At 37.8% G+C, this 25,725-nt stretch carries 28 protein-coding genes; 17 read left to right on the forward strand and 11 right to left on the reverse strand.

Annotation, left to right across the window (positions count from 1 at the left end):
- Positions 1 to 12: 12 nt before the first annotated feature.
- The gene (locus NW240_RS07165; RefSeq protein ID WP_258436845.1) at positions 13 to 219 is read right to left on the reverse strand and encodes a heavy-metal-associated domain-containing protein; all 207 of its coding nucleotides are present in this window, start codon (positions 217 to 219) and stop codon (positions 13 to 15) included.
- A gap of 17 nt (positions 220 to 236) precedes the next feature.
- On the reverse strand, positions 237 to 686 hold the full coding sequence (locus NW240_RS07170; RefSeq protein WP_258436846.1) for a CopY/TcrY family copper transport repressor: 450 nt from the start codon (positions 684 to 686) through the stop codon (positions 237 to 239).
- Between the two features lie 136 nt (positions 687 to 822).
- On the opposite strand from NW240_RS07170, the gene NW240_RS07175 reads away from it, so the two are divergent.
- The 3 genes from NW240_RS07175 (at position 823) to NW240_RS07185 (ending at position 4,697) form a co-directional block, all read left to right on the forward strand.
- On the forward strand, positions 823 to 1,791 hold the full coding sequence (locus NW240_RS07175) for a DUF4349 domain-containing protein (RefSeq protein ID WP_258436848.1): 969 nt from the start codon (positions 823 to 825) through the stop codon (positions 1,789 to 1,791).
- A 176-nt stretch (positions 1,792 to 1,967) separates the two neighbouring features.
- On the forward strand, positions 1,968 to 2,945 hold the full coding sequence (gene pta / locus NW240_RS07180) for a phosphate acetyltransferase (protein ID WP_258436849.1): 978 nt from the start codon (positions 1,968 to 1,970) through the stop codon (positions 2,943 to 2,945).
- Between the two features lie 144 nt (positions 2,946 to 3,089).
- Positions 3,090 to 4,697, forward strand: coding sequence for an amidase family protein (locus NW240_RS07185; protein WP_258436850.1), 1,608 nt, complete (start codon positions 3,090 to 3,092; stop codon positions 4,695 to 4,697).
- A 101-nt stretch (positions 4,698 to 4,798) separates the two neighbouring features.
- On the opposite strand, the gene NW240_RS07190 is transcribed toward NW240_RS07185, so the two are convergent.
- On the reverse strand, positions 4,799 to 5,353 hold the full coding sequence (locus NW240_RS07190; RefSeq protein WP_258436851.1) for a DUF4430 domain-containing protein: 555 nt from the start codon (positions 5,351 to 5,353) through the stop codon (positions 4,799 to 4,801).
- Positions 5,354 to 5,477: 124 nt separating this feature from the next.
- Between NW240_RS07190 and tsaE the strand changes: the two genes are divergently transcribed.
- The 9 genes from tsaE (at position 5,478) to NW240_RS07235 (ending at position 13,176) form a co-directional block, all read left to right on the forward strand.
- A complete protein-coding gene (gene tsaE, locus NW240_RS07195) occupies positions 5,478 to 5,966 on the forward strand; it encodes a tRNA (adenosine(37)-N6)-threonylcarbamoyltransferase complex ATPase subunit type 1 TsaE (protein WP_258436852.1) in 489 nt (162 codons plus the stop codon).
- A 3-nt stretch (positions 5,967 to 5,969) separates the two neighbouring features.
- Positions 5,970 to 6,533 (forward strand): GNAT family N-acetyltransferase, encoded by a 564-nt coding sequence (locus NW240_RS07200; RefSeq protein WP_258436853.1) that lies wholly within the window; start codon positions 5,970 to 5,972, stop codon positions 6,531 to 6,533.
- Between the two features lie 85 nt (positions 6,534 to 6,618).
- Positions 6,619 to 7,518, forward strand: a complete 900-nt coding sequence (murB, locus tag NW240_RS07205) for a UDP-N-acetylmuramate dehydrogenase (RefSeq protein ID WP_258436854.1) — start codon at positions 6,619 to 6,621, stop codon at positions 7,516 to 7,518.
- A gap of 180 nt (positions 7,519 to 7,698) precedes the next feature.
- On the forward strand, positions 7,699 to 8,808 hold the full coding sequence (locus tag NW240_RS07210; RefSeq protein ID WP_258436855.1) for an ABC transporter ATP-binding protein: 1,110 nt from the start codon (positions 7,699 to 7,701) through the stop codon (positions 8,806 to 8,808).
- On the forward strand, positions 8,795 to 9,613 hold the full coding sequence (locus tag NW240_RS07215; protein WP_258436856.1) for an ABC transporter permease: 819 nt from the start codon (positions 8,795 to 8,797) through the stop codon (positions 9,611 to 9,613). Before NW240_RS07210 ends, NW240_RS07215 begins: the two co-directional genes overlap by 14 nt.
- Positions 9,606 to 10,433, forward strand: coding sequence for an ABC transporter permease (locus NW240_RS07220; protein WP_258436857.1), 828 nt, complete (start codon positions 9,606 to 9,608; stop codon positions 10,431 to 10,433). The genes NW240_RS07215 and NW240_RS07220 overlap by 8 nt, the downstream gene beginning before the upstream one ends.
- Positions 10,433 to 11,509, forward strand: coding sequence for a PotD/PotF family extracellular solute-binding protein (locus NW240_RS07225; RefSeq protein ID WP_258436858.1), 1,077 nt, complete (start codon positions 10,433 to 10,435; stop codon positions 11,507 to 11,509). Before NW240_RS07220 ends, NW240_RS07225 begins: the two co-directional genes overlap by 1 nt.
- Positions 11,510 to 11,619: 110 nt before the next feature.
- On the forward strand, positions 11,620 to 12,009 hold the full coding sequence (locus NW240_RS07230; RefSeq protein WP_258436859.1) for a hypothetical protein: 390 nt from the start codon (positions 11,620 to 11,622) through the stop codon (positions 12,007 to 12,009).
- 234 nt (positions 12,010 to 12,243) lie between these two features.
- Positions 12,244 to 13,176 carry a glycosyltransferase family 2 protein gene (locus NW240_RS07235; protein ID WP_258436921.1) on the forward strand — a complete coding sequence of 311 codons (933 nt, stop codon included), beginning with the start codon at positions 12,244 to 12,246 and terminating at the stop codon, positions 13,174 to 13,176.
- Between the two features lie 108 nt (positions 13,177 to 13,284).
- Here NW240_RS07235 and NW240_RS07240 read toward each other — a convergent pair whose 3' ends face one another.
- On the reverse strand, positions 13,285 to 13,962 hold the full coding sequence (locus NW240_RS07240; protein WP_258436860.1) for a CpXC domain-containing protein: 678 nt from the start codon (positions 13,960 to 13,962) through the stop codon (positions 13,285 to 13,287).
- A 152-nt stretch (positions 13,963 to 14,114) separates the two neighbouring features.
- Here NW240_RS07240 and NW240_RS07245 point away from each other — a divergent pair, with 152 nt between their 5' ends.
- Genes NW240_RS07245 through NW240_RS07260 form a run of 4 tightly spaced genes read left to right on the forward strand, consistent with a single transcriptional unit; the run spans position 14,115 to position 17,272 of the window.
- Complete coding sequence (locus NW240_RS07245; RefSeq protein WP_258436861.1) at positions 14,115 to 14,660, forward strand: flavodoxin domain-containing protein; 546 nt, start codon at positions 14,115 to 14,117, stop codon at positions 14,658 to 14,660.
- Positions 14,661 to 14,672: 12 nt separating this feature from the next.
- Entirely contained in the window at positions 14,673 to 15,368 is a 696-nt protein-coding gene (rpiA, locus tag NW240_RS07250) for a ribose-5-phosphate isomerase RpiA (protein WP_258436862.1), read from the forward strand.
- 22 nt (positions 15,369 to 15,390) lie between these two features.
- Entirely contained in the window at positions 15,391 to 16,689 is a 1,299-nt protein-coding gene (locus tag NW240_RS07255; protein ID WP_258436864.1) for a pyrimidine-nucleoside phosphorylase, read from the forward strand.
- A gap of 28 nt (positions 16,690 to 16,717) precedes the next feature.
- Positions 16,718 to 17,272 carry an ECF transporter S component gene (locus NW240_RS07260; RefSeq protein WP_258436865.1) on the forward strand — a complete coding sequence of 185 codons (555 nt, stop codon included), beginning with the start codon at positions 16,718 to 16,720 and terminating at the stop codon, positions 17,270 to 17,272.
- Between the two features lie 96 nt (positions 17,273 to 17,368).
- On the opposite strand, the gene NW240_RS07265 is transcribed toward NW240_RS07260, so the two are convergent.
- The 7 genes from NW240_RS07265 to mvk form a co-directional block, all read right to left on the reverse strand.
- Positions 17,369 to 18,610, reverse strand: coding sequence for an MFS transporter (locus NW240_RS07265; RefSeq protein WP_258436866.1), 1,242 nt, complete (start codon positions 18,608 to 18,610; stop codon positions 17,369 to 17,371).
- A gap of 54 nt (positions 18,611 to 18,664) precedes the next feature.
- Positions 18,665 to 19,318: an orotate phosphoribosyltransferase gene (gene pyrE, locus NW240_RS07270; RefSeq protein WP_258436867.1), complete on the reverse strand. Its 654-nt coding sequence runs from the start codon at positions 19,316 to 19,318 to the stop codon at positions 18,665 to 18,667.
- A gap of 9 nt (positions 19,319 to 19,327) precedes the next feature.
- Positions 19,328 to 20,065 (reverse strand): orotidine-5'-phosphate decarboxylase, encoded by a 738-nt coding sequence (gene pyrF / locus NW240_RS07275; protein ID WP_258436868.1) that lies wholly within the window; start codon positions 20,063 to 20,065, stop codon positions 19,328 to 19,330.
- A 212-nt stretch (positions 20,066 to 20,277) separates the two neighbouring features.
- Entirely contained in the window at positions 20,278 to 21,363 is a 1,086-nt protein-coding gene (gene fni, locus NW240_RS07280) for a type 2 isopentenyl-diphosphate Delta-isomerase (protein ID WP_258436869.1), read from the reverse strand.
- A complete protein-coding gene (locus NW240_RS07285) occupies positions 21,364 to 22,518 on the reverse strand; it encodes a phosphomevalonate kinase (RefSeq protein WP_258436870.1) in 1,155 nt (384 codons plus the stop codon).
- A gap of 10 nt (positions 22,519 to 22,528) precedes the next feature.
- A complete protein-coding gene (mvaD, locus tag NW240_RS07290; RefSeq protein ID WP_258436871.1) occupies positions 22,529 to 23,527 on the reverse strand; it encodes a diphosphomevalonate decarboxylase in 999 nt (332 codons plus the stop codon).
- Positions 23,520 to 24,539 (reverse strand): mevalonate kinase, encoded by a 1,020-nt coding sequence (mvk, locus tag NW240_RS07295; protein ID WP_258436872.1) that lies wholly within the window; start codon positions 24,537 to 24,539, stop codon positions 23,520 to 23,522. Before mvk ends, mvaD begins: the two co-directional genes overlap by 8 nt.
- A gap of 155 nt (positions 24,540 to 24,694) precedes the next feature.
- Here mvk and coaA point away from each other — a divergent pair, with 155 nt between their 5' ends.
- Positions 24,695 to 25,642 carry a type I pantothenate kinase gene (gene coaA / locus NW240_RS07300; protein WP_258436874.1) on the forward strand — a complete coding sequence of 316 codons (948 nt, stop codon included), beginning with the start codon at positions 24,695 to 24,697 and terminating at the stop codon, positions 25,640 to 25,642.
- Positions 25,643 to 25,725 lie beyond the last annotated feature (83 nt).

The raw sequence follows: 25,725 nt of genomic DNA on the forward strand, positions 1-25,725 counted from the left end.
TTCAAAGATTAATTATTTGCTTAATTGATAGTGTGTATCTTTTAAGACATGGTTAAAATCTTCCGTAGTTAAAGGATCTTGATGCTCAATAGTAATTTTTTTTGTATCAAGTTGAATATTAACATCTTCAACGCCATCCATCGATAAGAGTAAATCTTGAATAGTTTGAGCGCAATGGCTGCAAGACATACCTTGGACATTAAAATCTTGTTTTTTCATAATAATTCCTCCGTTTATTAATGAGACTGTATATGACATTGGCACTGACCGACTGGACAATTACATTTTACTTCCATTGGAGCTTTCACACTTTTATGCTGCAATTTTTTTATCAATTGCTCACAATCAGCTTGTGATAAGGTGGCCTCGTTAATTACTTGATAAATAAAAGAAGCTTTATCTTTATTGCAAATACGATCCATCAGGTTATTTATTTCTGCTTGAACCGCCTCTTTTTCAGAGATGTTTGCTTGATAGTGATAAGGTTTTTGATCGCCTTTAAGAATCAGATGATCTTTTTGCAATAAGCGATTAATTAAAGTTTTAATAGTGGCTTCTTTCCAATCCGAAAATTGACTAGCAATATCAATAATTTGACGTGAAGTCAATGACTGATTGGCCCAGACTATTCGCATAATTTCCCATTCTGCATCAGTGATCGAAGGGACTGATAGACTCTCTAGCATTAAGAAAACTCCTTTCCGATTACAATTGTAACCTCAATTAAAGTTTACAACTGTAGACAGAAAAATGCAAGTAAAATTTAGTCCTTCAGTATGTTTATTAGTATAATAAAAGAAAATATTTACAGGAGGAAATAAAATGAAAAAGTATCATAAGCTATTGCTATTATTAGTAGCGCTAGCAACGAGTTTAGTTGCTTGTGAAAATCTCGATCAAAGTTCATCTTATTCAGAAGATATTTCAGAACAAACTCTTAATAATACAGTAAGTTTAGAGAATCAACAAATCAAAAGAGCTAATGAAAGCTATCAAGAAGAAGTTAATGCTGATCAAGTTAATTTGCTTCAAAATGCCGACCTATATTTTGAAACCTTAAAATATGATGATGCCAAACAAGCTTTGTTTGAAGTAGTTGAAAACATTCAAGGTAGTATTCAATATCAGAATGAATATTTGATGGATAATGGAAAAACTACTAATAATAAGCAAGAATTACGAGAGCTGTCGTTGGTTGCTCGCATTCCACAAGCAGACTTTAATGAAACGCTTAAAAAACTCCAAGATTTACCGGATGTTTTATTACGTTCAGCTAGTAAGGGCGTTGAGGATGTCACACGATCTGTCAATGATATTGAAATTCGTATAGAAGCAGTTGAAGAACGTTTAGATCGTTTAAATGACTTGTTAGGTCAAGCAGAACAGATTGAAGAAATTGTGCAAATTCAAACGGAAATTGAAAATGCTATTATTCAAAGAGACCAATATTTATCCGAGAAATCCAACTTAGAAAATCAAATAGAACAAGCCACTATCAATATAACTTTGAGTGAGCGCTATGTTCTAGCAGAAGAACGCAATCAAAATTATTCCTTTACAAGTCGTATAGCGAATACTTTTAAAGAAGCTTTGGTCTCTACCAAGTGGATGCTTGAGAATCTTGTTTTATTATTAGTAGCAGCTATACCCTTATTAATCATTTGGATGGCAATTTATTTATTGTATCGCTTATTGTTTAAAAAGCTAATCGATAATTATCGCAAAAATCATGCTAGCAAGAAGAAGGTAAATCGAATGCTAAATCATTCTAAGGTTGATAAAGAAAGTTAAAATGAGAAAGTTTTCGAACAGAATTCCCAACATAGTGTAACAGATGATAAAGCAGATTAAGTTGATAATAAACTCTATTCTGGAGACTAATTACAATTTTAAATAAATTTATTGAGAACAGTTTTATAAAAGTGTATCATTAGATTTGACAGTGAATATTAAGGAGTGATCAATTTATGTTTCAAGAGTTAAAAGATAAAATAATAGGAAAAGGCATTAAAATAGTTTTTCCTGAGGGGACAGATCCACGTGTCTTAGGAGCAGCAATACGTTTGCATGCGGAAGATATTGTGGAACCGATTGTGTTAGGTGACAAGGAAGAAATTAAGCGTCTAGCAAATGAAAAAAATTGGGTGATTGAAGGCATTACGATCTATGATCCAGCTGATTACGAAGAAATGGATCAATTAATTGACGCTTTTGTAGAAAGACGTAAAGGAAAAAACACCAAAGAGCAAGCAATCGAACTCTTGAAAGATCCTGCTTATTTTGGAACAATGCTAGTTTATACCGATCAAGCGGATGGAATGGTGTGTGGCGCCGTTTACTCAACCGGAGATACGGTAAGACCTGCTTTACAAATTATTAAAACGCGTCCAGGCGTTAAATTAATTTCAGGCGCCTTTATTATGGTTCCACCTCACACCAATGGTCAAAAATTAGTGTTTGCGGATTGTGCCATCAATATTAATCCTGATGCGCAATCTTTAGCTGAAATTGCGGTAGAAAGTGCAAAAACAGCCGAAATTTTTGGAATCGATCCTAAAGTGGCTATGTTAAGTTTTTCTTCTTACGGTTCAGCAAAATCGCCGGAAGTCGATAAAGTAACAGAGGCCACAAAGATTGCCAAAGAATTGGCACCTGAATTGACCATTGACGGTGAAATGCAATTTGATGCGGCCATAGTTCCTGAGGTGGCTGCGCAAAAGGTTCCTGGTTCAATTCTCGATGGTCAAGCGACTGTCTTCGTCTTTCCAGAAATCCAATCAGGAAATATTGGCTATAAAATTGCGCAACGCTTGGGTAATTTCCAAGCAGTTGGTCCCATTTTACAAGGACTGAATAAGCCAGTTTCGGATCTTTCAAGAGGGTGTGTAGAAGACGATGTATTTAAAGTGGCAATTATTACAGCTAATCAAGCTTTAAATAACTAAAATTAAATAAAGTAACAACAAAGCTTCTCAGTCAAACTATTGACTGAGAAGCTTTTCTCATGAAATCTTAATGAAATTCATTTTCACAAAATGATAGAACATGTTACAATGAAATTTGTGAAAAATTACTTATTGGAGGAAAAAATGAAAAAAACACTTACAAAACAAGCTTTAATGTTAACAACTATTGTATTAAATGCTTTCTCGCCTATTCTCGGGAATGTTTACGCGGAGGATCAGCTTGCAACCGAAGAAACCACAAGTGAATCTAATTTGAATTCACAAAGTAGTCTGGAAGATGTTTCACAAAATCCGCTTACGGTTGAAGAATATAAAACGTTAGATGCAAGCACGCTTGCAGCCATGATCCGAAGTGGACAAACTACAAGTAAAGAGTTAATTCAGTTAGCTTTTCAGGTAATTGAGGAGACCAATCCGGATCTGAAAAATATTCTATCTATTCGTAAAGAAGAAGCATTTGCAGAAGCTGAAGCATTAGAGGACACAGGGCAACCTTTTTATGGAGTACCGATGCTAGTAAAGGGTTTAGGTCACGGTGTAAAAGGTGGTGTTAATTCGCTAGGTATTGAATTCTTACAAAATGAAACTTTTGCGGAGGATAGCGGGTATGTCGAAGCTTTTAGAGATGCAGGATTTATTATAATTGGTCAATCTACTTATCCTCAGTATGGTTGGATTAATGTAACTAATTCTGAATTATATGGAAATACGCATAATCCTTGGAACTTAGACCATAATCCGGGAGGTTCATCAGGAGGATCAGCAGCTGCTGTAGCCATTGGTCAAGTGCCAGTAGCTAGTTCAAGTGATGCTGGAGGTTCAACTCGTATTCCCGCTTCATGGTCAGGATTAATCGGGCTACACCCTTCTAGAGGCATTCTATTATGGGATGAAGATGTTCAAGAAAATCAGACCACTCATTTTGCTGAAACAAAATCAATGCAGGACACAATCGAGCTATTTGAAAACTTATTAAAAGATAAAGAGGACGATTCTATCCTACAATCCTCTTTTGATAAGACAACGCCAATTGCTTATACAACCCAAACACCAGCAGGGACACCAATTTCGCAAGATGCAATTAATGCAGTCACAGAAGTGGTTGAATTTTTAGAAAGTGAAGGGTTCCAACTAGTAGAAGTTGACTATCCGATTGACGGCAAAAAGTTAATGGAACAATATTATATATTAGCTTCTTCTGCTGCTGGGTCCTTAGATTCTTTAGCAGAGGCATATCTCGATCGTGCGATTGAAAAAGAAGATGTTGAGCTTTTAACATGGGCACTGTATCAAACTTCTAAAGATCTAAAGGATGAGGATGTAGCGGGCGCTTGGGAATATATTCAGCAAATAACTGAAGAGATGAATGAGTTTTATAAACAATACCCAATCTTCTTAACTGCAACTAATGCTTATCCTGCTCCTGAAGCTGGATATAATCATATTAGTGACGAAATAGCTACTAAAATGCAGGATATGTCAAAATTAAATAAAGAAGAAAAATTAAAACTTATATATGACCAATGGCTACCAGCATGGACCCTAACCCCATATACTCAGTTAGCTAATTTAACCGGAACGCCAGCTTTGAGTTTACCAACCTATGTAACTGAAAATGACTTGCCAATGGGGGTAATGTTCAATACATTTGCTAAGAATGACCGTAGTTTGTTAGAAATTGGTCAAATTCTTGAAGAAGCAGGTCGTTTTAAAACATATTATAATCGCTAAAAAAACAAACTCATAAAAGTTATTACATTAAAAAATTAAGTTTTAAAAGATAACATAAAAAACCGCTCATTAAATGAGCGGTTTTTTATGTTATCTTTTAATTACTCGGCTGGTATGATTGTGACAGGAATATCGTCGATAGTACCATAGTACCATTCGATTTCGTCACCATCTTCTAATGTTTGAGAGACAACCCCAAGCTCTGCAAATTGCTTGTTAATTAAATACATCCAAGTGTTAGGTGCGTAATCATTCTCTACACCATCGATAACATCAACAACACCTTCGTCTTCATTGAAGTTGAATTCTAACTCTTCAATTGCAGACATAGCATCTAGGACACTCACTCCTCCAATATTATTTACTTCATATTCAAGAGGATCCCCAGATTCTTGATTAATAATAATGGTTGCTGTACCTTCTTGTCCCTCAGCATCATTAGCGGCTGTTTCGACGGTTGATTCTTCCATGGTTGTTTCATTAGCAGTCATGGTTGTGTCTGTTTCATTTTCTTCACCTTCAGAAGTAGTAACCTCTTCGGTAGGGGCGTTTTCCACCTCTGCTGTGTCATTTGTATCATTTCCAGGTAACATATCACAAGCACCTAGAAAGACCGTTAAAATAAGTGCTGTGGATATTTGTAATATTTTTTTCATGAACTGACCTCCTCATTTTCTATTACTTTAAAATTAGCAATAATTGCCTCTAAAGTCAAATAATTCGATGTTTTACAAGATGTTCGTTATACTAAATTTATAAGTAAGTGATTGGGGAAAATAAATGATAAACTTTACAAGTCATAATTTAGTAGATACACAAAATTTGGCTAAAATTTTAGCTAGGGTTATTCAACCAGGAAGCCTTATTTTACTTTCAGGTCCACTAGGATCAGGAAAGACAGCTTTTACACAAGCTTTTGGGCGTCAATTAGGTATTGATCGAGCTATAAAAAGTCCAACCTACACCATTGCTAAAGAATATGAGCTCAACCAATTAGCTGATCGGATGGTTCATATTGATGCTTACCGCTTAGAAGAAGGTGGAGCGGATACTGTTGATTTTGATTTGTTTTTCGATCAGCAGACGATTAGTTTAGTTGAATGGCCACAATATATTATGGATTATTTGCCGAAAAACTATATAAAAATAGCATTTGAATTGGTGGAACAAAACCAACGACAAATAGAAATAACGCTCTCTCCCAAAGCAGACAATAATCATCAAATCATTTTTCAAAAGTTTGAGGATCATATAGAAAGGATCGATTAACCAATGTCCTATCGGGAAAATCCAGACCAAGAAAAGCAAGTTGAAATGGTCGAAGAGGAGATTCAACTCTCAATTCGTCAAGCACAAGTAAAAGATGCTAGAGCCATATTGGGTTTAATGAGGCATCTTGGGAAAGAAACAAATTATTTAACGACCGGACCTGAAGGTTTATCATTAGATGTTCAACAAGAAAAAGATTTAATTCGAAAATATCTATTAGCTAAAAAATCATTACTCTTAATCATTGAAGTTGATGGTCAAGTTATTGGAATTGGTAATTTAGCTAATTTATCAAACCATAAGCAAGACCATATCGCCGAATTAGGCGTATCGATTGTAAAAGATTATTGGGGCTATGGAATTGGTAAAATGATTGTGCAGGAATTGATTGATTTTGCTAAAAAAGTTGATTTAAAAATTTTAACTTTAGAAGTGGTCACTGAGAATCAACGGGCCGTGCGACTCTATAAATCTTTTGGTTTTGATATTAAAGGAACTTTAAGTCAACGTTTGAGACATGGTCACTTCTATTATGATGTTTACACCATGGAAAAAATACTGCAGTAAATCGTTTTCATAAGAGGGTGTCACTTTACAAGTGACATCCTTTTAACTAGAATAGAAAGACGATTATACCGAAGGGGAAAACAAAATGAATTTATTAGAAAAATTTCCTAACATCAAAATACTAAAAGATGAACCATTATCTAAATATACTTATACTAAAACAGGTGGGAAGGCAGATTATTTAGTCTTTCCTAAAGATCGTTTTCAAGTGGAGAGCATTGTTAACTTTGTAAAAGATCAGCAATTAGCTCTAACGGTTTTAGGCAATGCTTCCAACTTAATCGTAAAAGATGGTGGCATTCGTGGTGTGGTGATCATGATGACTGAGATGAAGTCGATGCGACGCATTGATTCTAACACCCTTGAAGCTGAATCAGGAGCGTCATTGATTAAATTGACGCACTTAGCACTCGATCATTCACTTACGGGCTTAGAGTTTGCTTGTGGCATACCGGGTTCAATTGGAGGGGCTGTATATATGAATGCGGGAGCCTATGGTGGTGAAGTCAAAGATGTTATTGACGAAGTTGATGTAATCAGTCGCGATGGTTTAATTAAGACTTTTAAAAATCCTGACTGTCATTTTTCATATCGTCATTCTATTTTTCAAGAGCAAAATGATTTGATTTTATCGGTTCGTTTTAAATTGCAAGCTGGAGATGCAGCGCTAATAAAAGAAGAAATGGATCATCTGACCCATTTACGTCAATCCAAGCAGCCTTTAGAATATCCTTCTTGTGGGTCCGTATTTAAGAGACCAGAAGGTTATTATACTGGAAAGTTAATCCAAGATGCTGGTCTACAAGGCCATCGTATCGGTGGAGCTGAAGTTTCTAAAAAACACGCAGGCTTTATCGTCAATGTTGACAATGCAACAGCAACCGACTATACAGATCTAATCGCTTTTATCCAAGCGACTATTTGGAAAAAGAACCAAGTGCGTCTTGAAACAGAGGTTAGAATTATAGGTGAAGATGTAGATTAGTTCATCTAAACATCAGAAGTCACGTGAATTCATGTGGCTTTTTTTTATGCAAAATTATCAATTACCGAATAATAATATCCCCAAAGGTAAAAATTGAATTCTAAATTACAAAGCAAGGGCGTAACATGATATAATCGGTCGGAAGGTTTACTTCAAAAAATACAGAAGAGGGTGGCAAGCATGAGTGAAGCATTACTAAGTGTCGAATTAAAGAACGTTTCAAAACACTTTGATGATCAAATGGTGTTAAAAAATATTAATATGGAGTTGGAACAAGGACAGTTTTATACTTTGCTTGGACCATCAGGATGCGGTAAAACAACAATTTTAAGAATTATCGCAGGCTTCACTCAAGCGAGTGAAGGAACTGTATCGATAGAAGGAAAAGAAGTAACTAATATTCCTGCTAATAAACGTAAAGTTAATACTGTTTTTCAAGATTATGCGCTTTTTCCGCATATGAATGTGTTTGATAATATTGCCTTTGGTTTATCCGTTAAAAATGTAGATAAACAAACGATTAAAGATAAAGTGCAAGTCGCTCTCAAACAAGTGCGTTTAGAAGGATATGAAGAGCGAAATATTAATGAAATGTCAGGAGGTCAAAAACAAAGGGTGGCGATTGCGCGTGCCTTGGTTAATGAGCCAGATGTTTTACTTTTAGATGAACCGCTTTCTGCTTTAGACTTAAAATTAAGAACGGATATGCAATATGAATTGCGTGAATTACAACAACGTTTAGGGATCACTTTTGTTTTCGTTACACATGATCAAGAAGAAGCTTTGGCTATGTCTGATTGGATTTTTGTCATGGACAGAGGGGAAATTGTACAATCAGGAACCCCATCAGATATTTATGATGAGCCAATCAATCGTTACGTGGCTGATTTTATCGGAGAATCCAATATTATTGATGCGACCATGATAGATGATTATCGAGTAAAATTTGTCGGTCATGAATTTGATTGTGAAGATGCAGGAATCCCTAAAGGCGAAGCGGTAGAAGTCGTTATTCGACCTGAAGATGTAAGGATTACTGCTCCTAATCAAGGTCAAATTAATGCGACAGTAGATACTATGCTTTTTAGAGGGATGTTTAATGAGATTATCGCCTATGATGAGGATCAGAATGAATGGATGATTCATACAACTGAGAAGGTAGAAATCGGACAAAAAATTGGCTTACAGATTGGTCCAGATGAGATTCACGTTATGCGCTTTAATGAAACAGAGGAGGAATTTGATGCTCGTTTAGAGCAATATGAGGAGGGTGAAAATGAAGAAGTCTAGTATTCATTTATTAGCCATTCCCTATTATTTATGGCTAGCTGTCTTTGTGATTACTCCCTTGATAGTTCTTTTTCAACGATCATTTATAGGGATTGATGGGCAATTTACCCTAGCCAATTATCAACATTTTTTCACTTCAATGGAATATATCCGGATGACTTTGTCTTCCTTTTGGTATGCCTTTCTTGTAACTTTATTCACTTTTTTATTAGCCTACCCACTTGCTTATTTTCTTTCTAAAAGTAAAAATAAAGATCTGTGGTTGATGCTTATTATTCTACCTACTTGGATTAACTTATTGCTTAAAACTTATGCTTTCATTGGTATCTTAGGCAATTCGGGTCCTTTAAATAATTTCTTTGAAGCGATTGGTTTCGGTAGACAACAATTACTATTTACTGACGTTTCTTTCCTTATAGTAGCAGCTTATATCGAATTGCCTTTTATGTTTTTACCGATTTTTAATTCGATTAATGAAATTCAACCCAGCTTGTTAGAAGCAGCTTATGACTTAGGTGCTTCTAAAATGACCATCGTCCGCCGTGTGATTTTTCCTTTATCACTTAGAGGAGTGCGCTCGGGTGTCCAAGCAGTCTTCATCCCTTCTCTTTCTCTTTTTATGCTTACTCGTTTAATTGGAGGAAACCGCGTGATCACCCTAGGTACAGCGGTTGAGCAGCACTTTCTAGTTACCCAAGATTGGGGAATGGGATCAACCATCGGTGTCGTTTTAATGATCATTATGTTTATTATTCTATTTATTACCAGAGATCGATCCAAGGCAGGAGGTGCTCAAGATGCATAAAACTGAAAAAAGAATGGGATCTACCCTTTATATCGCTTTTGTCTTTTTATTAATGTATGCACCTTTATTCTATTTAATGTTTTATTCCTTTAATGCTGGCGGCGACATGACAAATTTCTCTGGGTTTACACTTGAGCACTATCAGACCTTGTTTGAAGATACACGTTTGATGACTTTTATCTTAAATACCTTTATTATCGCTTTGTTGTCAGCTTTAATTGCAACAGTCATTGGTACTCTAGGTGCGATAGCAATTTATTATTATCGCTCGAATCGTAACCGTCAGGCCATTCTTAATCTGAACTCAGTATTAATGGTCACGCCTGATGTTATGATGGGGGCTAGCTTCCTCTTGATGTTTTCATTCTTATTAAAGTTTGAATTTGGCTTTACAACGGTTCTGTTATCACATATCGCTTTCAACGTTCCGATAGTGGTTTTGATGGTCTTACCAAGACTTTATGAAATGAATCCTTCCATGATTACGGCGGCTCAAGACTTAGGAGCTAACCAAAATCAAATTTTATCTAGGATTATCTTACCTTCCATTAAAAGTGGCGTTTTAGCCGGTTATTTCATGGCCTTTACTTATTCCTTAGATGACTTTGCCGTCACCTTTTTTATCACAGGAAACGGATTCTCGACATTGTCAGTGGAGGTATACTCTCGTGCAAGAACAGGGGTTAGTTTAGAAATTAATGCGCTCTCTACTTTAATGTTCCTACTAGCCTTGCTATTAGTCTTTGGTTATTACACATTGAGAGTCGGCGAACAGCGCAGAGCAGCTCTTAGAATGCGTCAAGCTAGAGGAGGTAAGTAATGAAAACATTAGTAAAAGCAATGATTGCCATTCTACTTTCAGTGGCTTTGATGTTTGTTGGACGTTATTACCTGCAGTCTAGTCAAGGATTAACGGGCGATAGTAATATTATAAACTTTTATAATTGGGGCGATTATATTGATCCTGATTTAATCGATGAATTTGAAGAAGAAACGGATTATGTGGTAGTTTATGAAACCTTTGATTCCAATGAGGCTATGTTAACAAAAATTCAACAGGGTGGTACCAATTATGACTTGATTGGCCCTAGTGAATACATGATTGAAACAATGGAGGAATTAGATTTATTAGAAAAAATTGATCATAAACGTTTGCCTAATCTAAAACATATCGATGAAGAATTTCTTGATCAAGCTTTTGATCCGCAAAATCAATATTCGGTACCTTATTTTTGGGGTACTTTAGGTATTCTTTATGACACTAGTCAAATTGCTGAAGGTGAAATTACTAGTTGGAATGATCTTTGGCGGGAAGAATATCGCAATAAGATCATGGTAATTGATGGTGCCCGTGAAGTAATTGGGATTGGTCTTCAATCCGAAGGCCACTCTCTCAATGAGACAGATAGTGAACTCATCGCTCAGGCAACTCAAAAGATGAAGCAGTTAATGCCCAATATTCTGGCCTTACTTGCAGATGAGATTAAAATGTATGCGACGATTGGAGAGGCTCCAATAGCAATTACTTATTCAGGTGAAGCTGCTACGGCTATGTATGATAATGAAGACTTAGCTTATATGGTTCCAAAAGAAGGGTCCAACATTTGGTTTGATACTTTAGCGATTCCTAAAGGGGCAAAAAATATTGAAGGTGCCCATGCTTTAATGGATTTCTTGATGCGACCTGATATAGCAGCAAGAAATGCTGAATATATTGGCTATGCTACTCCTAATAAAGATGCCATTGATTTAATGGATCCAGAAGTAATTGCCGATCCAGCTTTTTATCCTCCTCAAGAAATTATTGATCGTTTAGAGATATATCGTAACCTTGGTCAAGAAAAGCTGATTGAATATAATGATGAATATTTACGCGTAAAATTAGAACCGCGTTAATTCCTGATAGCATTTAAAAATTTACACAAACTTTACAATAAACAGGCTACAAAATTCACAATCAACTGTTAGACTTAATAATAACATTTGATTGGGAGGAGGAGATGGCCTTGCAACTAATAAGTAAGCGGTTAAGAATTAAAGATTATGAGGATCCGGCAGCTTCTTTTATCATTGAACGTATAGAGGTGCCAGCTACTATTGGTCATTTAGTGTTTGAATTCAATACTTTTCAACAAGGTTATGAGATTGACTCAATAATGGCTTACGATTCACAATATAATTTACGAATTGACATACAAAATGTTTGCCAAGGTCGACGGATTATTTTGAGTATCGATGAGATAGAATCAAGTAGTGGGACACGTTCGGGTATACTTCCTTCAGGTGAGTGGATTTTGGTATTTAAATTAGCTGACCCCTTACCTAAGTGTGAGTGGGTGATCGAATATACCATTGGAGCCAAAGAATTGGATCAGCTATCACTGAAAGTTCTTTAACTGTTTTCAGCTATCGAGATACTTTATTATTTAATTTTAAACTTAACCACTGATTAGAATCAGTGGTTAAGTTTAATTTTTTTGGAGTGGGATGTTGCTAGACTTTATTTATGAAAAAATTTTAATAATAGACTGTTTGCCATTAATTTGTTATATAATAATAAGACAAGTGACTTGCTAATTAATTCAGCAAATGTTAAGAAATGAGGAATCTTTTTGGTTAGAAAAAATGTAATGACTGTTGTTGTACCTTGTTATAATGAGGAAAAGACAATTCAGCCGTTTATTGAAGCTATTTTAAAAGTTCAAAAAGACCTAAAAGAAGTAGAAATCGAATTACTTTTAGTAGACGATGGATCGACTGACCGCACCTTAAATGTCATTAAAAAATTGGTTCAGCACTATCCAGATAGCATTGAATACCTATCTTTCTCTCGAAATTTTGGTAAAGAAGCGGGGCTATATGCCGGCTTAAAAAATGCTAAAGGAGAGTATGTCGCCATTATGGATGTGGATTTACAAGACCCACCAATGATGCTAGTAGATATGTATCGAATGATCCAGGATCCGAATGTGGATGTGGTAGCAACCAGAAGGACTTCTAGAGAAGGCGAACCAGCTGTTCGTTCCTTTTTTGCCAGTCTTTTTTATAAATTGAACAATTTAATTTCGCGAGTTGAGTTAGCAGAAGGAACAAGAGACTATCGTTTGATGAAGGCACAAGTCGTAGACGCAGTTGTGTCTTTGAGTGAGTATAATCGCTTTTCAAAAGGCATTTTCTCATGGATTGGTTTTAAGGTGAAATATTTAGAGTACCCTAATATTAAACGGGTTGCTGGGCAATCTTCATGGTCCTTTCGCTCCTTGTTTGATTATGCCATCGACGGTTTGATTTCTTTTTCGGACTTGCCTTTAACAATTGCTAGTTATTTAGGTTTTTTCAGTATAGCTTTAGCTTTGGTTTGGGGAATTTATATGATAATTGCCGGAATATTTTATCAAGCAAGCATTTCATCGATGAATCTCTTGGCCTTATTAATTTTATTTATGGGTGGCTTTCAATTTATGTGCATGGGTATTATTGGAAAATATCTTGGTAAGATTTTTACCGAGGATAAACGACGACCTATTTATTTAGTGAGAGAAGAGCAGCTTTTTGAAGACTAGTACCACTGCTTAAATAATTAGTTGTTAAATAAAAAGAACAGCCTGCACACGCTTGTGTAGGCTGTTTTCAATTTGACTGTATAAATTGTTGAGGAATAGCTGGGAGATTTATTGATCATCTTCTCGTTCTGTACCTGGTCCTGGTTGATGGTTGGCTATATTACTTGCCCATTCATAGTCAACCATAATAAATTGACCGAGGTAATCATTTTTTAATTCTTTGCTAAATTTATCTAAAATGAATTCTGTAAGTGAAGGATGGTAATCAACCATGAGTTGTTCATCCTCTGTAAGATAAAGGAATTTATCTTGATTATCTTTGTGAATAAAGAAGCGGTTGAGGACTTTTCGATCAGGCTCCTGTTGGGCAAATAACCCATCCGTTAGGATTTTTACAACCTCCATTACTTGGTCATTAAATCCACGATCAAAAATTTGGATTTTTTCAATCAGCTGAGGGCCTGAAGTTACTACTCTTAAATGATAATCACTAATATCTATACCTTCTTCGGCAGTCATTAGACTAAGACCTTTTAATATTTTTTCGCGATTTTCTTTAAAGTTAGGTGCTAAATAAATTAATAGCTTGAGCTGAGGATCATGATAGAGTATTTGGGTTTCTATTTGTCTCTTTGCTCCGCATTGATCGCATTCAAAGGCTAGAAGTTGCCCATCCAGTAGTTTTTGTTTTAATTCGGGATGTTTTTGACTATTGATAGAAGTTTCGATAATGTGTTCATGCTTGGCATGACATACTGGACACTCTAGATGGATTGTTTGTGGCATTCAATTGCCTCCTTTATAGGATTAATAATTCTAGTATATCAAAAAAGATAAAGGATGCGAAAGATTCATTGAAGTTAATCTTGGAAGCGATTAACACAACAGATACAATTGTGCTATAATGGCTAAGGTAATAGTAATAGAGGGGGGATGTTATGAAATGTCTAATTATCTATGAGTCACCCTATGGATCCACCTTGATTTATGCCAAGGCCCTTCAAAGGGTCTTTGATTTTCCAATGGTAGCTTTAAATGAGGTCGATAAATCAACTTTGAACCACTATGATTTAATCATTGTGGGCACTTTTGTTTTCTCAGGAAGGATTTTCAAGTCGACACTGATTAATCAGTTGATGAATCGCTACCGCGAACCGAGTTGGGTCTTATTCACTGTGGGCATTTCTACCCCAAATCTTACCAATTTCGCTAAATTATTAAAGGAAACCTTCACTGCTAGGGTATATAAACAATTGGCCACTTTTCACTATAGAGGGCGAATTGCTTCTAAACGCTTTTCTTTAATGTACTTAGCTTCCAAGCGAATGAAGCGTCAACCAGGTACTAGTTTGGATGATGTGATTTTGGGACCCGAGGAATGGCATTTGTTAGATTATCATGGCGGAACCGCTGAAAAAGAAGACTTAAAACAAATATCAAATATGGTAGAGTATATACGTGAAATAGCACAATACATAGGATAACGGAGGATTAGTATGGAAGAAGCAAAAAAACGAGTAGGTAAATACGCAGCCTCTTATGTTGAAGATGGCATGGTTGTAGGTCTAGGAACAGGCTCAACAGCTTATTGGTTTATTGAAGAAGTAGGCCGTCGTTTCCAAGCAGGAGAGCTCGATAATATCTTAACGGTTTCTACATCCGATCGTTCTTCAGAACAAGCTTTAAAATTAGGCTTACCTTTAAAAGAAATTGATGATGTTAATCACATTGATTTACTGGTTGATGGAGCGGATGAAACAACTCGTCAATTTGCCGGCATTAAAGGTGGTGGCGGTGCCCTTTTACATGAAAAAATAATTGCTGAACAAAGTGACAAGATTATTTGGATCATGGATGAAAGCAAGTTAGTCGATCAATTAGGAAAGTTCCCTCTACCAGTGGAAGTGGTTCGATTCGGATCGTGGAAAGTATACGATGCTTTCGCAAGTGCTGGTATGAAACCGAGTTTTAGAAAAGTTGAAGGAGACAAACTATTTATTACAGATTCTGGTAATTATATTATCGATCTCCATTTAGAAGAGATTCCTAATCCACAAGTTTTGGCATCTGAAATAAAAGCCAAAGTAGGCGTCGTGGAACATGGTTTGTTTTTAGATTACGCTGATATTATTTTAGTTGCCCAAGCGGATGGAGAAATTATAAAGATTGAACGAAGTAATACTGCAAACTAGACTATAATGAGGATGATGAAGTATGAGAATGGTGGATTTAATCCATAAAAAACAAGAAAACCAAACACTAACCCAAGCAGAAATCCAATATATCATTAACGGATTTACCAAAGGTGAAATCCCTGATTATCAAATGGCCGCCTTTAATATGGCAGTCTATTTTAATGGCATGGATGCTAAAGAGGTTAGTCATTTAACTATGGCAATGGTGGAATCAGGCGATCAAATCGATCTTTCCGCTATCAAAGGAATCAAAGTGGATAAACATTCGACCGGAGGTGTTGGCGATACAACTACCCTCGTTTTAGCGCCTTTAGTAGCTTCTTGCGGTGTTCCGGTGGCTAAGATGTCAGGGCGCGGTTTAGGCCATACAGGTGGCACGCTGGATAAATTGGAGACAATCAATGGCTTTAATTTTGAAATCGCTGAAGCGGCTTTTATCGATCAAGTAAACCAACACCAAGTGGCGGTGGTCGGACAGACAGGAGATTTAACCCCCGCTGATAAAAAGCTTTATGCATTAAGAGATGTCACTTCTACAGTTCAGTCCATTCCTTTAATTGCTTCATCCATTATGTCTAAGAAAATTGCTTCGGGTGCCGATGCGATTGTCTTAGATGTAAAAGTAGGCGATGGCGCCTTCATGAAGACAATTGAGATGGCTGAAGAATTAGCTAATACCATGGTTAAAATCGGTAATCATTTAGGCCGAAAAACAGTTGCTGTTTTATCCAATATGGATCAGCCGCTAGGGTTTGCCATTGGCAATACCTTAGAGGTCAATGAAGCTGTGGAAACATTGAAAGGGAAAGGTCCGCAAGATCTAACAGAGCTTTGTCTCAATCTTGGAGCGCAAATGCTATTATCTGCTGAGAAAGTAGAAAGTTTGCAAGAAGGTATTGAAATGTTGCAAGCTCAAATCGACTCAGGAGCAGCATTAGAAAAATTCCGAGAATTTATTGAGATTCAAGGCGGCGATGCTTCATTCATCGAAAATCCGGAAAAATTGGGTAAAGCCAAGTACCAAATTCCTTATTTAGCTAAGAAATCAGGAGTGGTTAGTCATTGGGTAGCCGATTTAGTAGGTGAAGCAGCCATGGTTTTAGGAGCGGGGCGTGCCGTTAAAGACGATAAAATTGACCCAGTAGTAGGACTTGTCTTAAAAGCTAAGATAGGAGACCCTATTCAAGAAGGAGAGGCACTCGCAATTATCCATTCTAACCGAGAAGATATTGATGACTGCTTGGAGCGATTAGACCAAGCGATTCAAATCGCTGATTCTGCTGAAGAATTGCCATTAATTTATAAAACAATTGATTAAAAAATTCATAAGAAGAAGGAAGTAAAATATGTCAAATAATAAAACCTTTAAGTATGTTCAAATCGGGATTTACGCTGCTTTAATTATCGCTGCAATTACCTTTATCCGTGTCCCGATGCCATCGGCCATCTCTAACTCTTTTGTTCATCCAGGTAATGCCTTGGTGGTTTTAGCAGTTTTGTTAATGGGGTTCAAACGGGGGACGGCCGCTGCTTTAATCGGACTCTTTCTCTTTGATAGCTTAAATGGCTATTTCTATGTTGTTCATTTCACCCTTTTAGAAAACCTTTTGGTTTTGATTGTGGTCTCATTAATATATAATAAATTCTTCCATAAAGACGATAGTATGAGTCATATTGTGACATTAGGAATCGTCGGAGCATTAACTAAAATTGTATTAATCTTTGGTAAGCATATTATTAACCAAATGATTTTAGGAGCCACATCTTCTGCGGCAATTGCCATGGCGATTTCAGCCATGCCAGCTAGTCTTTTTACAGGACTTGTCACAGCCATCTTAGTGCCAGTTTTATATTTCCCATTAAAGAAAATTTTCCAACGCTATCATACAATTGGTGAATAATACTATCACTTGGGTTCAGTCTTTTAGGCTGAGCCTTTTTAAATGACAAAAAATAATAGCCCTCGACGCTTTAAGTCGAGGGCTTTATTTATTGTATTAAGCTTTAGCTGGTTCAAGTGCTGGGCTAGTTGTATGAATGGTTTGATATCTTTCTTGCTTAAGGTTTTTAATCGAAATCATGAAGCAGAAGGATACAATATATAGACTAGTTAGGAAAATCATAACGGCACTCATATCATAGTTTTCTAAAATCATTCCAATAATTAATGAAGAGAAACCACCGATGGCACGGCCAACGTTTAAAATGGTGTTATTAGCTACCGCTCGAACTTGATGAGGGTATAAGCGCGTAACCATGGCGCCATAGCCGGCAAACATTCCATTAACAAAGAATCCCATTAAAGCTCCGCCAAATAAAAGACTTAAGGCAGAATTGACATAAGTAAAAGCGAAAACAGAGATAGCTGACATGATGAGGAAAACGCCATAAACTAAACGCGGACCAAACATATCTAGGAAATAACCAAAGACTAACATACCGATAGACATTCCCACAATAGTAGTGATCATCCAAAGGTTAGAGTTGCCCAGGCTGATACCTAATTTGCCTTGCATCATAGTTGGTAACCAGTTCATCATCCCAAAATAACCAGCAATTTGAACAGAAGTCATCACCATTAAAGCAATCGTTTGATGGGCTAAGGCAGGGGTTTTGAAAAGGTCAGAGATTTTACCGGCTTGTTGACGGTCTACTTTCTGGCTGCCACGGTCAGTGATTTGATCTTCTTTAATCATAAAGTGCATGTAAGTCACTAAGATTAAAGGTAGAATACCTAGCGCAAAAAGTCCTCTCCAGCCAAAGATTGGTGCAATTAAGCTGGCTAAAACAGCGGATGTAATGGATCCGATTTGTCCCATAACACCATTCAGTGAGGAGATCCGGCCCATTTTGTTGCTTGGGACAATACCCGCCATGATCGCTAGGGCAACACCGTACTCACCACCAACCCCAATACCAGCTAAGAAGCGTAGAGCTAAAAGGGTATTGATACTTTGACTAAAGAAGATAAGGGCGGTAGCTACAGAGAAAATCGCGACGGTCCATTTTAATACTTTGTATTTGTTATAGCGGTCTGCTAAAACACCAAAGACAAGTCCCCCAAACAGCATTCCGAAGTTCGTAATGGTTCCAATCCAACCGGCTTGAGTAGAGGAAATATTTAAATCAGCAATAATAGAGGATAGGGAAAAGGCCAAAAACATCACATTGACATCATCTAAACCAGAGGCAATCATTGAAGTAACAAGGGCACGACGATCATAATTTATAGTTTTCATAATATCTCTCCTTAATAAAAGTTCACGGACTTTTTTAATTAATATTTATTGAATTTAGTTAAAAGCTTGGCTCCAAGCTTGAGGATCTTTGTACCAATTGGCTAAGCTTTGCTTATGATTTTCAAAAGCAGGCTTTTTAGTAACAATATCGATCAGAGTAGCATAATCACTCAGGGTAACTAAGGGGAAGGATTCTTTAGCAAAATTCTGACGACCGGCTTCTAATAAGTAATTAAAGATAGCTAGGGCACCAATCACTTGACCACCAGCATTTTGAACGGCGTGAGCCGCTTTAATGACGCTCCCACCTGTCGAGATCAAGTCTTCAATCATTAGGACTTTTTGTCCTGGACTCAAGTGACCTTCGATTTGATTGTGCATGCCGTGTCCTTTAGGACTAGACCGCACATAAATCATTGGTAAGTTTAATGCTTGTGCCAAAAAGGCTGCATGAGAAATGCCAGCAGTAGCTGTACCCGCGATAACTTCGACCTCTGCAAAGTTTTCTTTAACGGCTGCTACCATGGCTTCAATTAAAAGCTGACGGCTTTGCGGATGACTAATGATTAGGCGGTTATCACAATAGATGGGTGATTTTAAACCGCTTGACCAGGTGAAGGGGGGATCTAAACTGATTTTAACTGCTTCAATATCCAAGAGGATATTAGCAATCTTTTCTTTACTGCTTGTTTGATGAACGTTTTCCATGATTACCTCCTATTTGAATGATTGTTGTGCCTGAGCAATTTTTTCAACAATATCTAAGTAAGCTGCTTTTGGATCATCTGCTTGGGTAATTGGACGCCCAATGACGAGATAATCACTTAGATTTTTAATGGCTGTTTGGACATCAGCAATACGGTGCTGGTCATCCGTACGATTTGTCGTTTGTGGGCGTATTCCCGGTGTAACCGTTAGGAAGTCGGCATGTGTGACTTCTTTGATTGCCTTGGCCTCATGGGGCGAACAAACTACACCGTCAAGTCCAGCTTGGTGACTTAACTTGGCATAGTGCAAGGTTGAAGTTTCTAAACCGGCAGTGATTAATTGTTCTTCTTCTACTTGTTGGTTAGAAGTGGAAGTCAGTTGAGTGACTGCAATCAAAAGAGGTTCTTTTTGACCAGCCGGTGTCCCTTGAATCAGACCTTCTTTGGCCGCTTCCATCATCCTACGTCCACCTGCCGCATGAACATTGACCATGGCTACTCCCAATTGAGCGAGAATACGCATGGACCGCATCACGGTGTTAGGGATGTCGTGGAGTTTAAGATCTAGAAAAATGGAATGACCTTGACTGGAAACTTTTTCTAACAGTTGAGGACCTCCCAAATAGAAAACTTCCATACCGATTTTTATATTATGGGGACCTCGCGGTAAAAGCTGTAAAAAGTCTAAGATTTCTTTATCACTGGCAAAATCAAGCGCAATAATGGGTAGTTGAGGATTGAGTTCCATAAAGACCACCTTTCTAATAAAAAACGCCTAACCACATATTCGGTTAGGCATAAAAGATATATCCATAGAAGCATGCCCATAGGCATACTAAGTGTGTGGATCTTCTTTCATGCTTCTCTGAACATGTTTAAAGCGATCGTTTCAAATTGCTAAGAGTATAAAATGAATAGAAAAAATTGTCAATAGCTAAATAAACATTAAAAAGATTAAGTCTATAAATGTTCACTTTTTTGATTGCGCTGGGCTAAGGCTTGGACATCAAGCTGTCTGACTTTAGCCCAATGGTAGCTTTCACCACTTATTACTAAATCCGTTTTGCGTAAGTCTTCTATCGATTGACACGATAGAAGCAGTAATGTTCGTTTAAGGGCTGAGGACCAATCATTCACCCATTCAACGGTTGCTTCAACCCCTAATTGGTCCACTGAATGCAGAAACTTGCCGGCAATCCCACAACTTTTAGCGCCTAAAGCCAAGGCCTTGATCATGTCTAAAAAGTCGCGAATACCACCTGAAGCTAAAACATTAATTTGCTCTTGGTAGGTCAGAGATTCCAACAAAGCTTCGACACTGGTCTGGCCCCAGTTTGCTAGGCTTGAAAAGTCTAGCTGGTCATTGCGCTGATTTTCAATTTGAACAAAGTTGGTGCCACCACGTCCACCTAGGTCTACCGTTTGGACGCCTAGTTCAATTAATTCTTCAAGGGTCTCTTGACTCATACCGAAGCCAACTTCTTTAACAATAACGGGTAGCCCTAAGTCCTCAACGATTTTTTGAATATTGTCTTTCCAGTTCGAAAAATCACGGTCTCCCTCAGGCATCACAATCTCTTGGGCTGTATTTAAATGAATTTGAAGGGCATCGGCTTGGATTAAGTCGACGGCTCTTTTGGCGTTTTCCAGATCATGATGGGCACCCAAATTGGCTAAGACAAAGCCATGGGGATTCATTTGACGAATAATGGTAAAGGAATCAGCCACTTGAGGGTCTTTAAGGGCGGCTGAAATAGAGCCGACCGCCATGGTTAAACCAGTTGCTGCAGCCACTTGGGCTAATTGTTGATTGTAAGCTTTTGTTTTGGGGCTGCCACCTGTCATAGCATTAATATAAAAAGGGAGGGAATGCTTTTTACCTGCCCAATGAGTGGATAAATCAATTTGATCGATAGGAAGGCGACCCAGTGAATGGTGGACAAAACGGATATCATCAAAGGAATTAATTTTTCTAGTCTTTTGTTGGTCTAAAGCATAACGCAGGTGGTCATCTTTACGATTAGTCGATAAAGAAGAAGTCATCATCTATTCCATCCTTTCTGAGCTTGATTTTGCTTGCGGGGCTACTTGAAGATTTAGAGGCATAATGCCATGTTTTTTCCATTGGTTGAGAATGGTTTCCTTAGCTTTTATATCATAGCCTAAGCCAATGCCGCAATCTCCACCACCTGCTCCTGAGCTCTTGCTAGCATAGCCATGGTGTTTGCCAATTTTAATCAGCTGGTTTAAATCATCCGTTTCAATGGATAGGTCATAAGCCTTGCCTAAATCAAGCAATAAGTGACGGTATTTACTGATGGCTTGCTGGATCAAGTCTGCTTGATTAGTAATCAGCCCTTCTTTCAATTGACCAACGACGGTAGGAGCTTGGTCTAAAAAGGCTTGGAAAGCTTGTGGCTTAATAGCGATTTGGTCTTTTAATTGTTTGACCAGATTATCGGTAGAAGCTGTCTGCTGGGTCCACCCAATCAGGACTTGCAAATCTTTAGAAACTGCTAAGTTTTCAATGATTAATCCTGGCCATTCTTGATTCATTAAAGCATTGATTGAAGGAGAATTAGCGATCATTTTTTTTAAGTGTTGGCGGTCTGGGGTGACATAATAAGTCCATCCACCAAAAGCATTGGCAGCGATATCGCCAAAGCTTCCGGTAGCTCCTAGGCGTAATTGACTGATAACGGCTAAGCGGTAGAGCTTTTCAGCTGAGAGTTTGATGCCGTGAAAGTTAAGTATGGCTTTGAGGGTACCGACTGTTACGGCTCCGCTAGAGCCTAGTCCATACTTTTTGCCGGACTCACTTAATAATTGAGAACGAATGTGTAAATGAACGTTTTGAATGTTAAGGCTCGACTCCTGCAAGAAGGTATGGGCCACCTTCGCTGCCTCTATCACGTAACGCCACTGTTTCAATTGATCTTCTTCTAGGGAATAGTCTTCTGCAACTTTCAATTGGGGATCATCTGTTTCTAAGCAAAGGGGTGCATAATCTCCTTGATGATTTTCAATCAGCCAGCCCGTTTCAGACCCCTTACTAATTGTCAGTTCAAGGTATTGGTCGACAGCAATCAAGATAGCTGCTTGTTTTGGCGCTAAAACAGCATATTCACCCGCAATATAGAGTTTGCCGGGAATTTTTATGGTTTGAGTCTGCGCAGATTGAAGGCAATGCTCAGGATTCATAATACTCCTCCTATTGATTAATGAGCGGAATTGAGAAGGGTTGGGGTCCGGGACGTGAGACAATAATATTTTGTGGGTCAAAGTCTTGACTCAACTTTTCTTGAATGGCAGCAACTTGACTGTAAGGACAGATGATTTTAACATTGGGTCCCGCATCCATGGTAAAGTAGGCGGTTAAACCAGTCTTTCTCAGTTGTCGAACAGCTTCCATAGCCTTTAAGGATTCGGCTTGGAAGTAGCTGAAGCTTGGATTAGCTGCCAACATGGTTGCGTGCATCTTCATGGCATTGTGTTCAGCGATTTGACCGATTTTTTGAATGTCTCTGGCCTTAATGGCTGCTTTAATAGCTTCTAAATCCTTAGCCACTTCCTCTGCCCATAAAGCGTAGAAAGGGGAAGTTTCAATGGTGTGCTGCATGGCTTGACGGCTGGAAAACTTTTTAGCTTTTTGATTGACTACTAAAGCAATCATGCCAATGTCCCAATCAGCCTCATCAAAAGGATGAGCATAGCTGGATTGAGAGTCATCGCCTTGTCCTTTTTCCCATTCAACAAAACCACCAAATAAAGAGCGAGAAGCAGAACCTGAGCCAAAGCGGGCCATAATTGACAGTTCTTCTTGAGAAAGTTTCAGCTCTAAAGCTTCATTACAGGAACAAGCTAAAGCGGCAAAGGCTGAGGCCGATGAAGCCAGTCCTGCTGCAGTTGGGACGTGGTTGTAGCTGGTTACTTGTGCTTTTAAATCAGTGTTTTTGAGTTGACGAAAACGATTTAAAAAGCGCGAAATCTTTTGCCTTTCTTGAGCGGATTGGATTTGATCATTTAGGATAAATTGATCCTCATCATAGTCTTTAGAAAAATGGACTTGTGTTTGCGTATAAAAAGCCTCTAGCGTTAATGACAGGCTAGAGGTAACGGGTAACATCAAGTCTTGATTTCGTTTGCCCCAATACTTGATTAAAGCAATATTGGTGTGGGCTTGATAATTAGCAATAAAATCCTTAGTCATGGTGCGACTCCTTTGCTTGTTCTTCTTTAGAAAGATTGAGCAGCCATGTTTTTTCTGCACCGGCTTCCTCCATCGATTCAGCAATCATTTGAGCATGTGCTTGGTCTTTTGCCAAGGCAATCACACAACCACCCATACCACCGCCAGTTAATTTAGCTCCTAAAGCGCCAGCTAACCAAGCGGCATTGACGATATGGTCAAGAGAAGCGTTTGAAACCCCTAATTGGTTGAGATAATAGTGGTTGTAGGTCATTAGACGTCCCAGTTCAAACGGATCTTTTTTGCGGATGGCTAGGAAGGCTTGACGTACAAAAGATCCAATGGTTTCCATGGCACCATTGACAAAATTCGCTTTACTTTGTCTTAACTGGGCAACATGGTTAACCGCTAATTTAGTCTGGCCAATTTGACCGGAATCGGCTACCACTAAGTAAGCCTTTAAGTCCAAATCAAAATCACGGGCTTGCTGACTCTTGCGGTAAATGATGGATCGATTGGAAGAGGTTACTAAGGTATCAATGCCCGAAGTCGATTGATGGGCAATCACTTCTGCTTCATTAGTAATCATGCGTAAATGGTAGTCATTGATAGTCTTACCATAAAAGTCACATACTGCTCGAATTAGGGCCACTGAGACAGCTGCCGAAGATCCCATACCCCGTTCTTGGGGAATTTCAGATAGAATCTCAATATGAAGTGGGGGTTTAGGTAATTGTTTAGAATCGAGCGTTAGTTGTAAGGCCATCTTTAAATTATTTAAATGATCAGGCGCTTGTTCAAATCGCCCTTTATAATAAGGACAGTCGATAGTGGTATATGAGAAAGCACTCGGTTGGACTTTGACTTGTACCTGACACGTTTTAAAAGGAATGGCGATTGCCGGGTGGTCATAGACTACGGCATGCTCACCCATCAAGATAATTTTAGAATGGGCTATTCCAAGTCCGGTCGGTTTTTTATCCAGGGGACGAGAAGTCCATGAAGAATAGGGTTTATCGAATGATTGGTCCATGAACATCCTCCTTTCTTTTAAAACTATACATTATTAAGATAGCTTATGCTAAAATAAGAGCCAAATTGGCTATAAAATTCCATTTCATTGGAGTATTTTAACATATAATTGACTAACTTTGTATGATTTCATGGACGGACTATGAGGAGGTTCTTATGTATTTTGCGATAGATGATTATTACGCTAGTTATAATCGAAAGGAATGGCAAGCTTTTCAATCGGATGATTTAGAGATTTTACCAATTGATCAACTCGCTAGTTTAGTATCCATTCAAGACCGGTTAACGCAAACTGATGTGAAGGAGATTTACGGGCCCTTGCTTCATTATATAGAGGCGGATTTTCAACATACTGTTCAATACAATATGGCTAAACAACGGTTCTTTACTATGGGAGATTGTAATCAAGAAGCTTATCGTAAAGTGCCCTTTATTATTGGTATCTCTGGTTCAGTGGCTGTTGGTAAATCAACCACTGCAAGACTATTGCATCAACTCTTAAAGGAAACTTTCCCAAAGCGTCAAGTTGATTTGATCACTACCGATGGTTTTCTCTACCCGAATGAAGTATTAGAACAAAGAGGGATGTTGAAGCGGAAAGGCTTTCCTGAATCGTATGACATGTCGCTCTTAATTGAGTTTATGACTCATATAAAAACACAAACTTCGCCATTTTCCGTCCCAACCTATTCCCACTTAGTTTACGATATTGTTAAGGGAGACTATCAAATTATTAAAAACCCCGATATTTTAATTGTTGAGGGGATTAATGTTTTGCAGTTACCGACTAATCAACAAATCTATGTCAGTGATTTTTTTGATTTTTCCATTTATATTGATGCAGATAAAGAGTTGATTCACAAATGGTTCGTTAACCGCTTTTTAGTCCATTTACAAATGGCTAAGAATGCCCCTACGAATTACTATCATAAGATGAGTAGTATGTCTGAGGAAGAAGCCATCGCATACGCTGATAATGTTTGGTTTACCATCAACTTGCCGAATCTCATTCAACATATTAAACCGACACGTTCTAGGGCGGATGTCGTTTTACATAAATCAGAGAATCATTATATCGACTATATCCACGTAAAAAAATATTAGTGCATGCTACTTTTTAAATGGTTCAAATTTTAACAAAAGACGAACAAAAAGGATAAATTCCGAATAAAAACATCAAAAAATAT

It is taken from the genome of Facklamia sp. 7083-14-GEN3, from assembly GCF_024742075.1.
Lineage (GTDB): Bacteria > Bacillota > Bacilli > Lactobacillales > Aerococcaceae > Facklamia.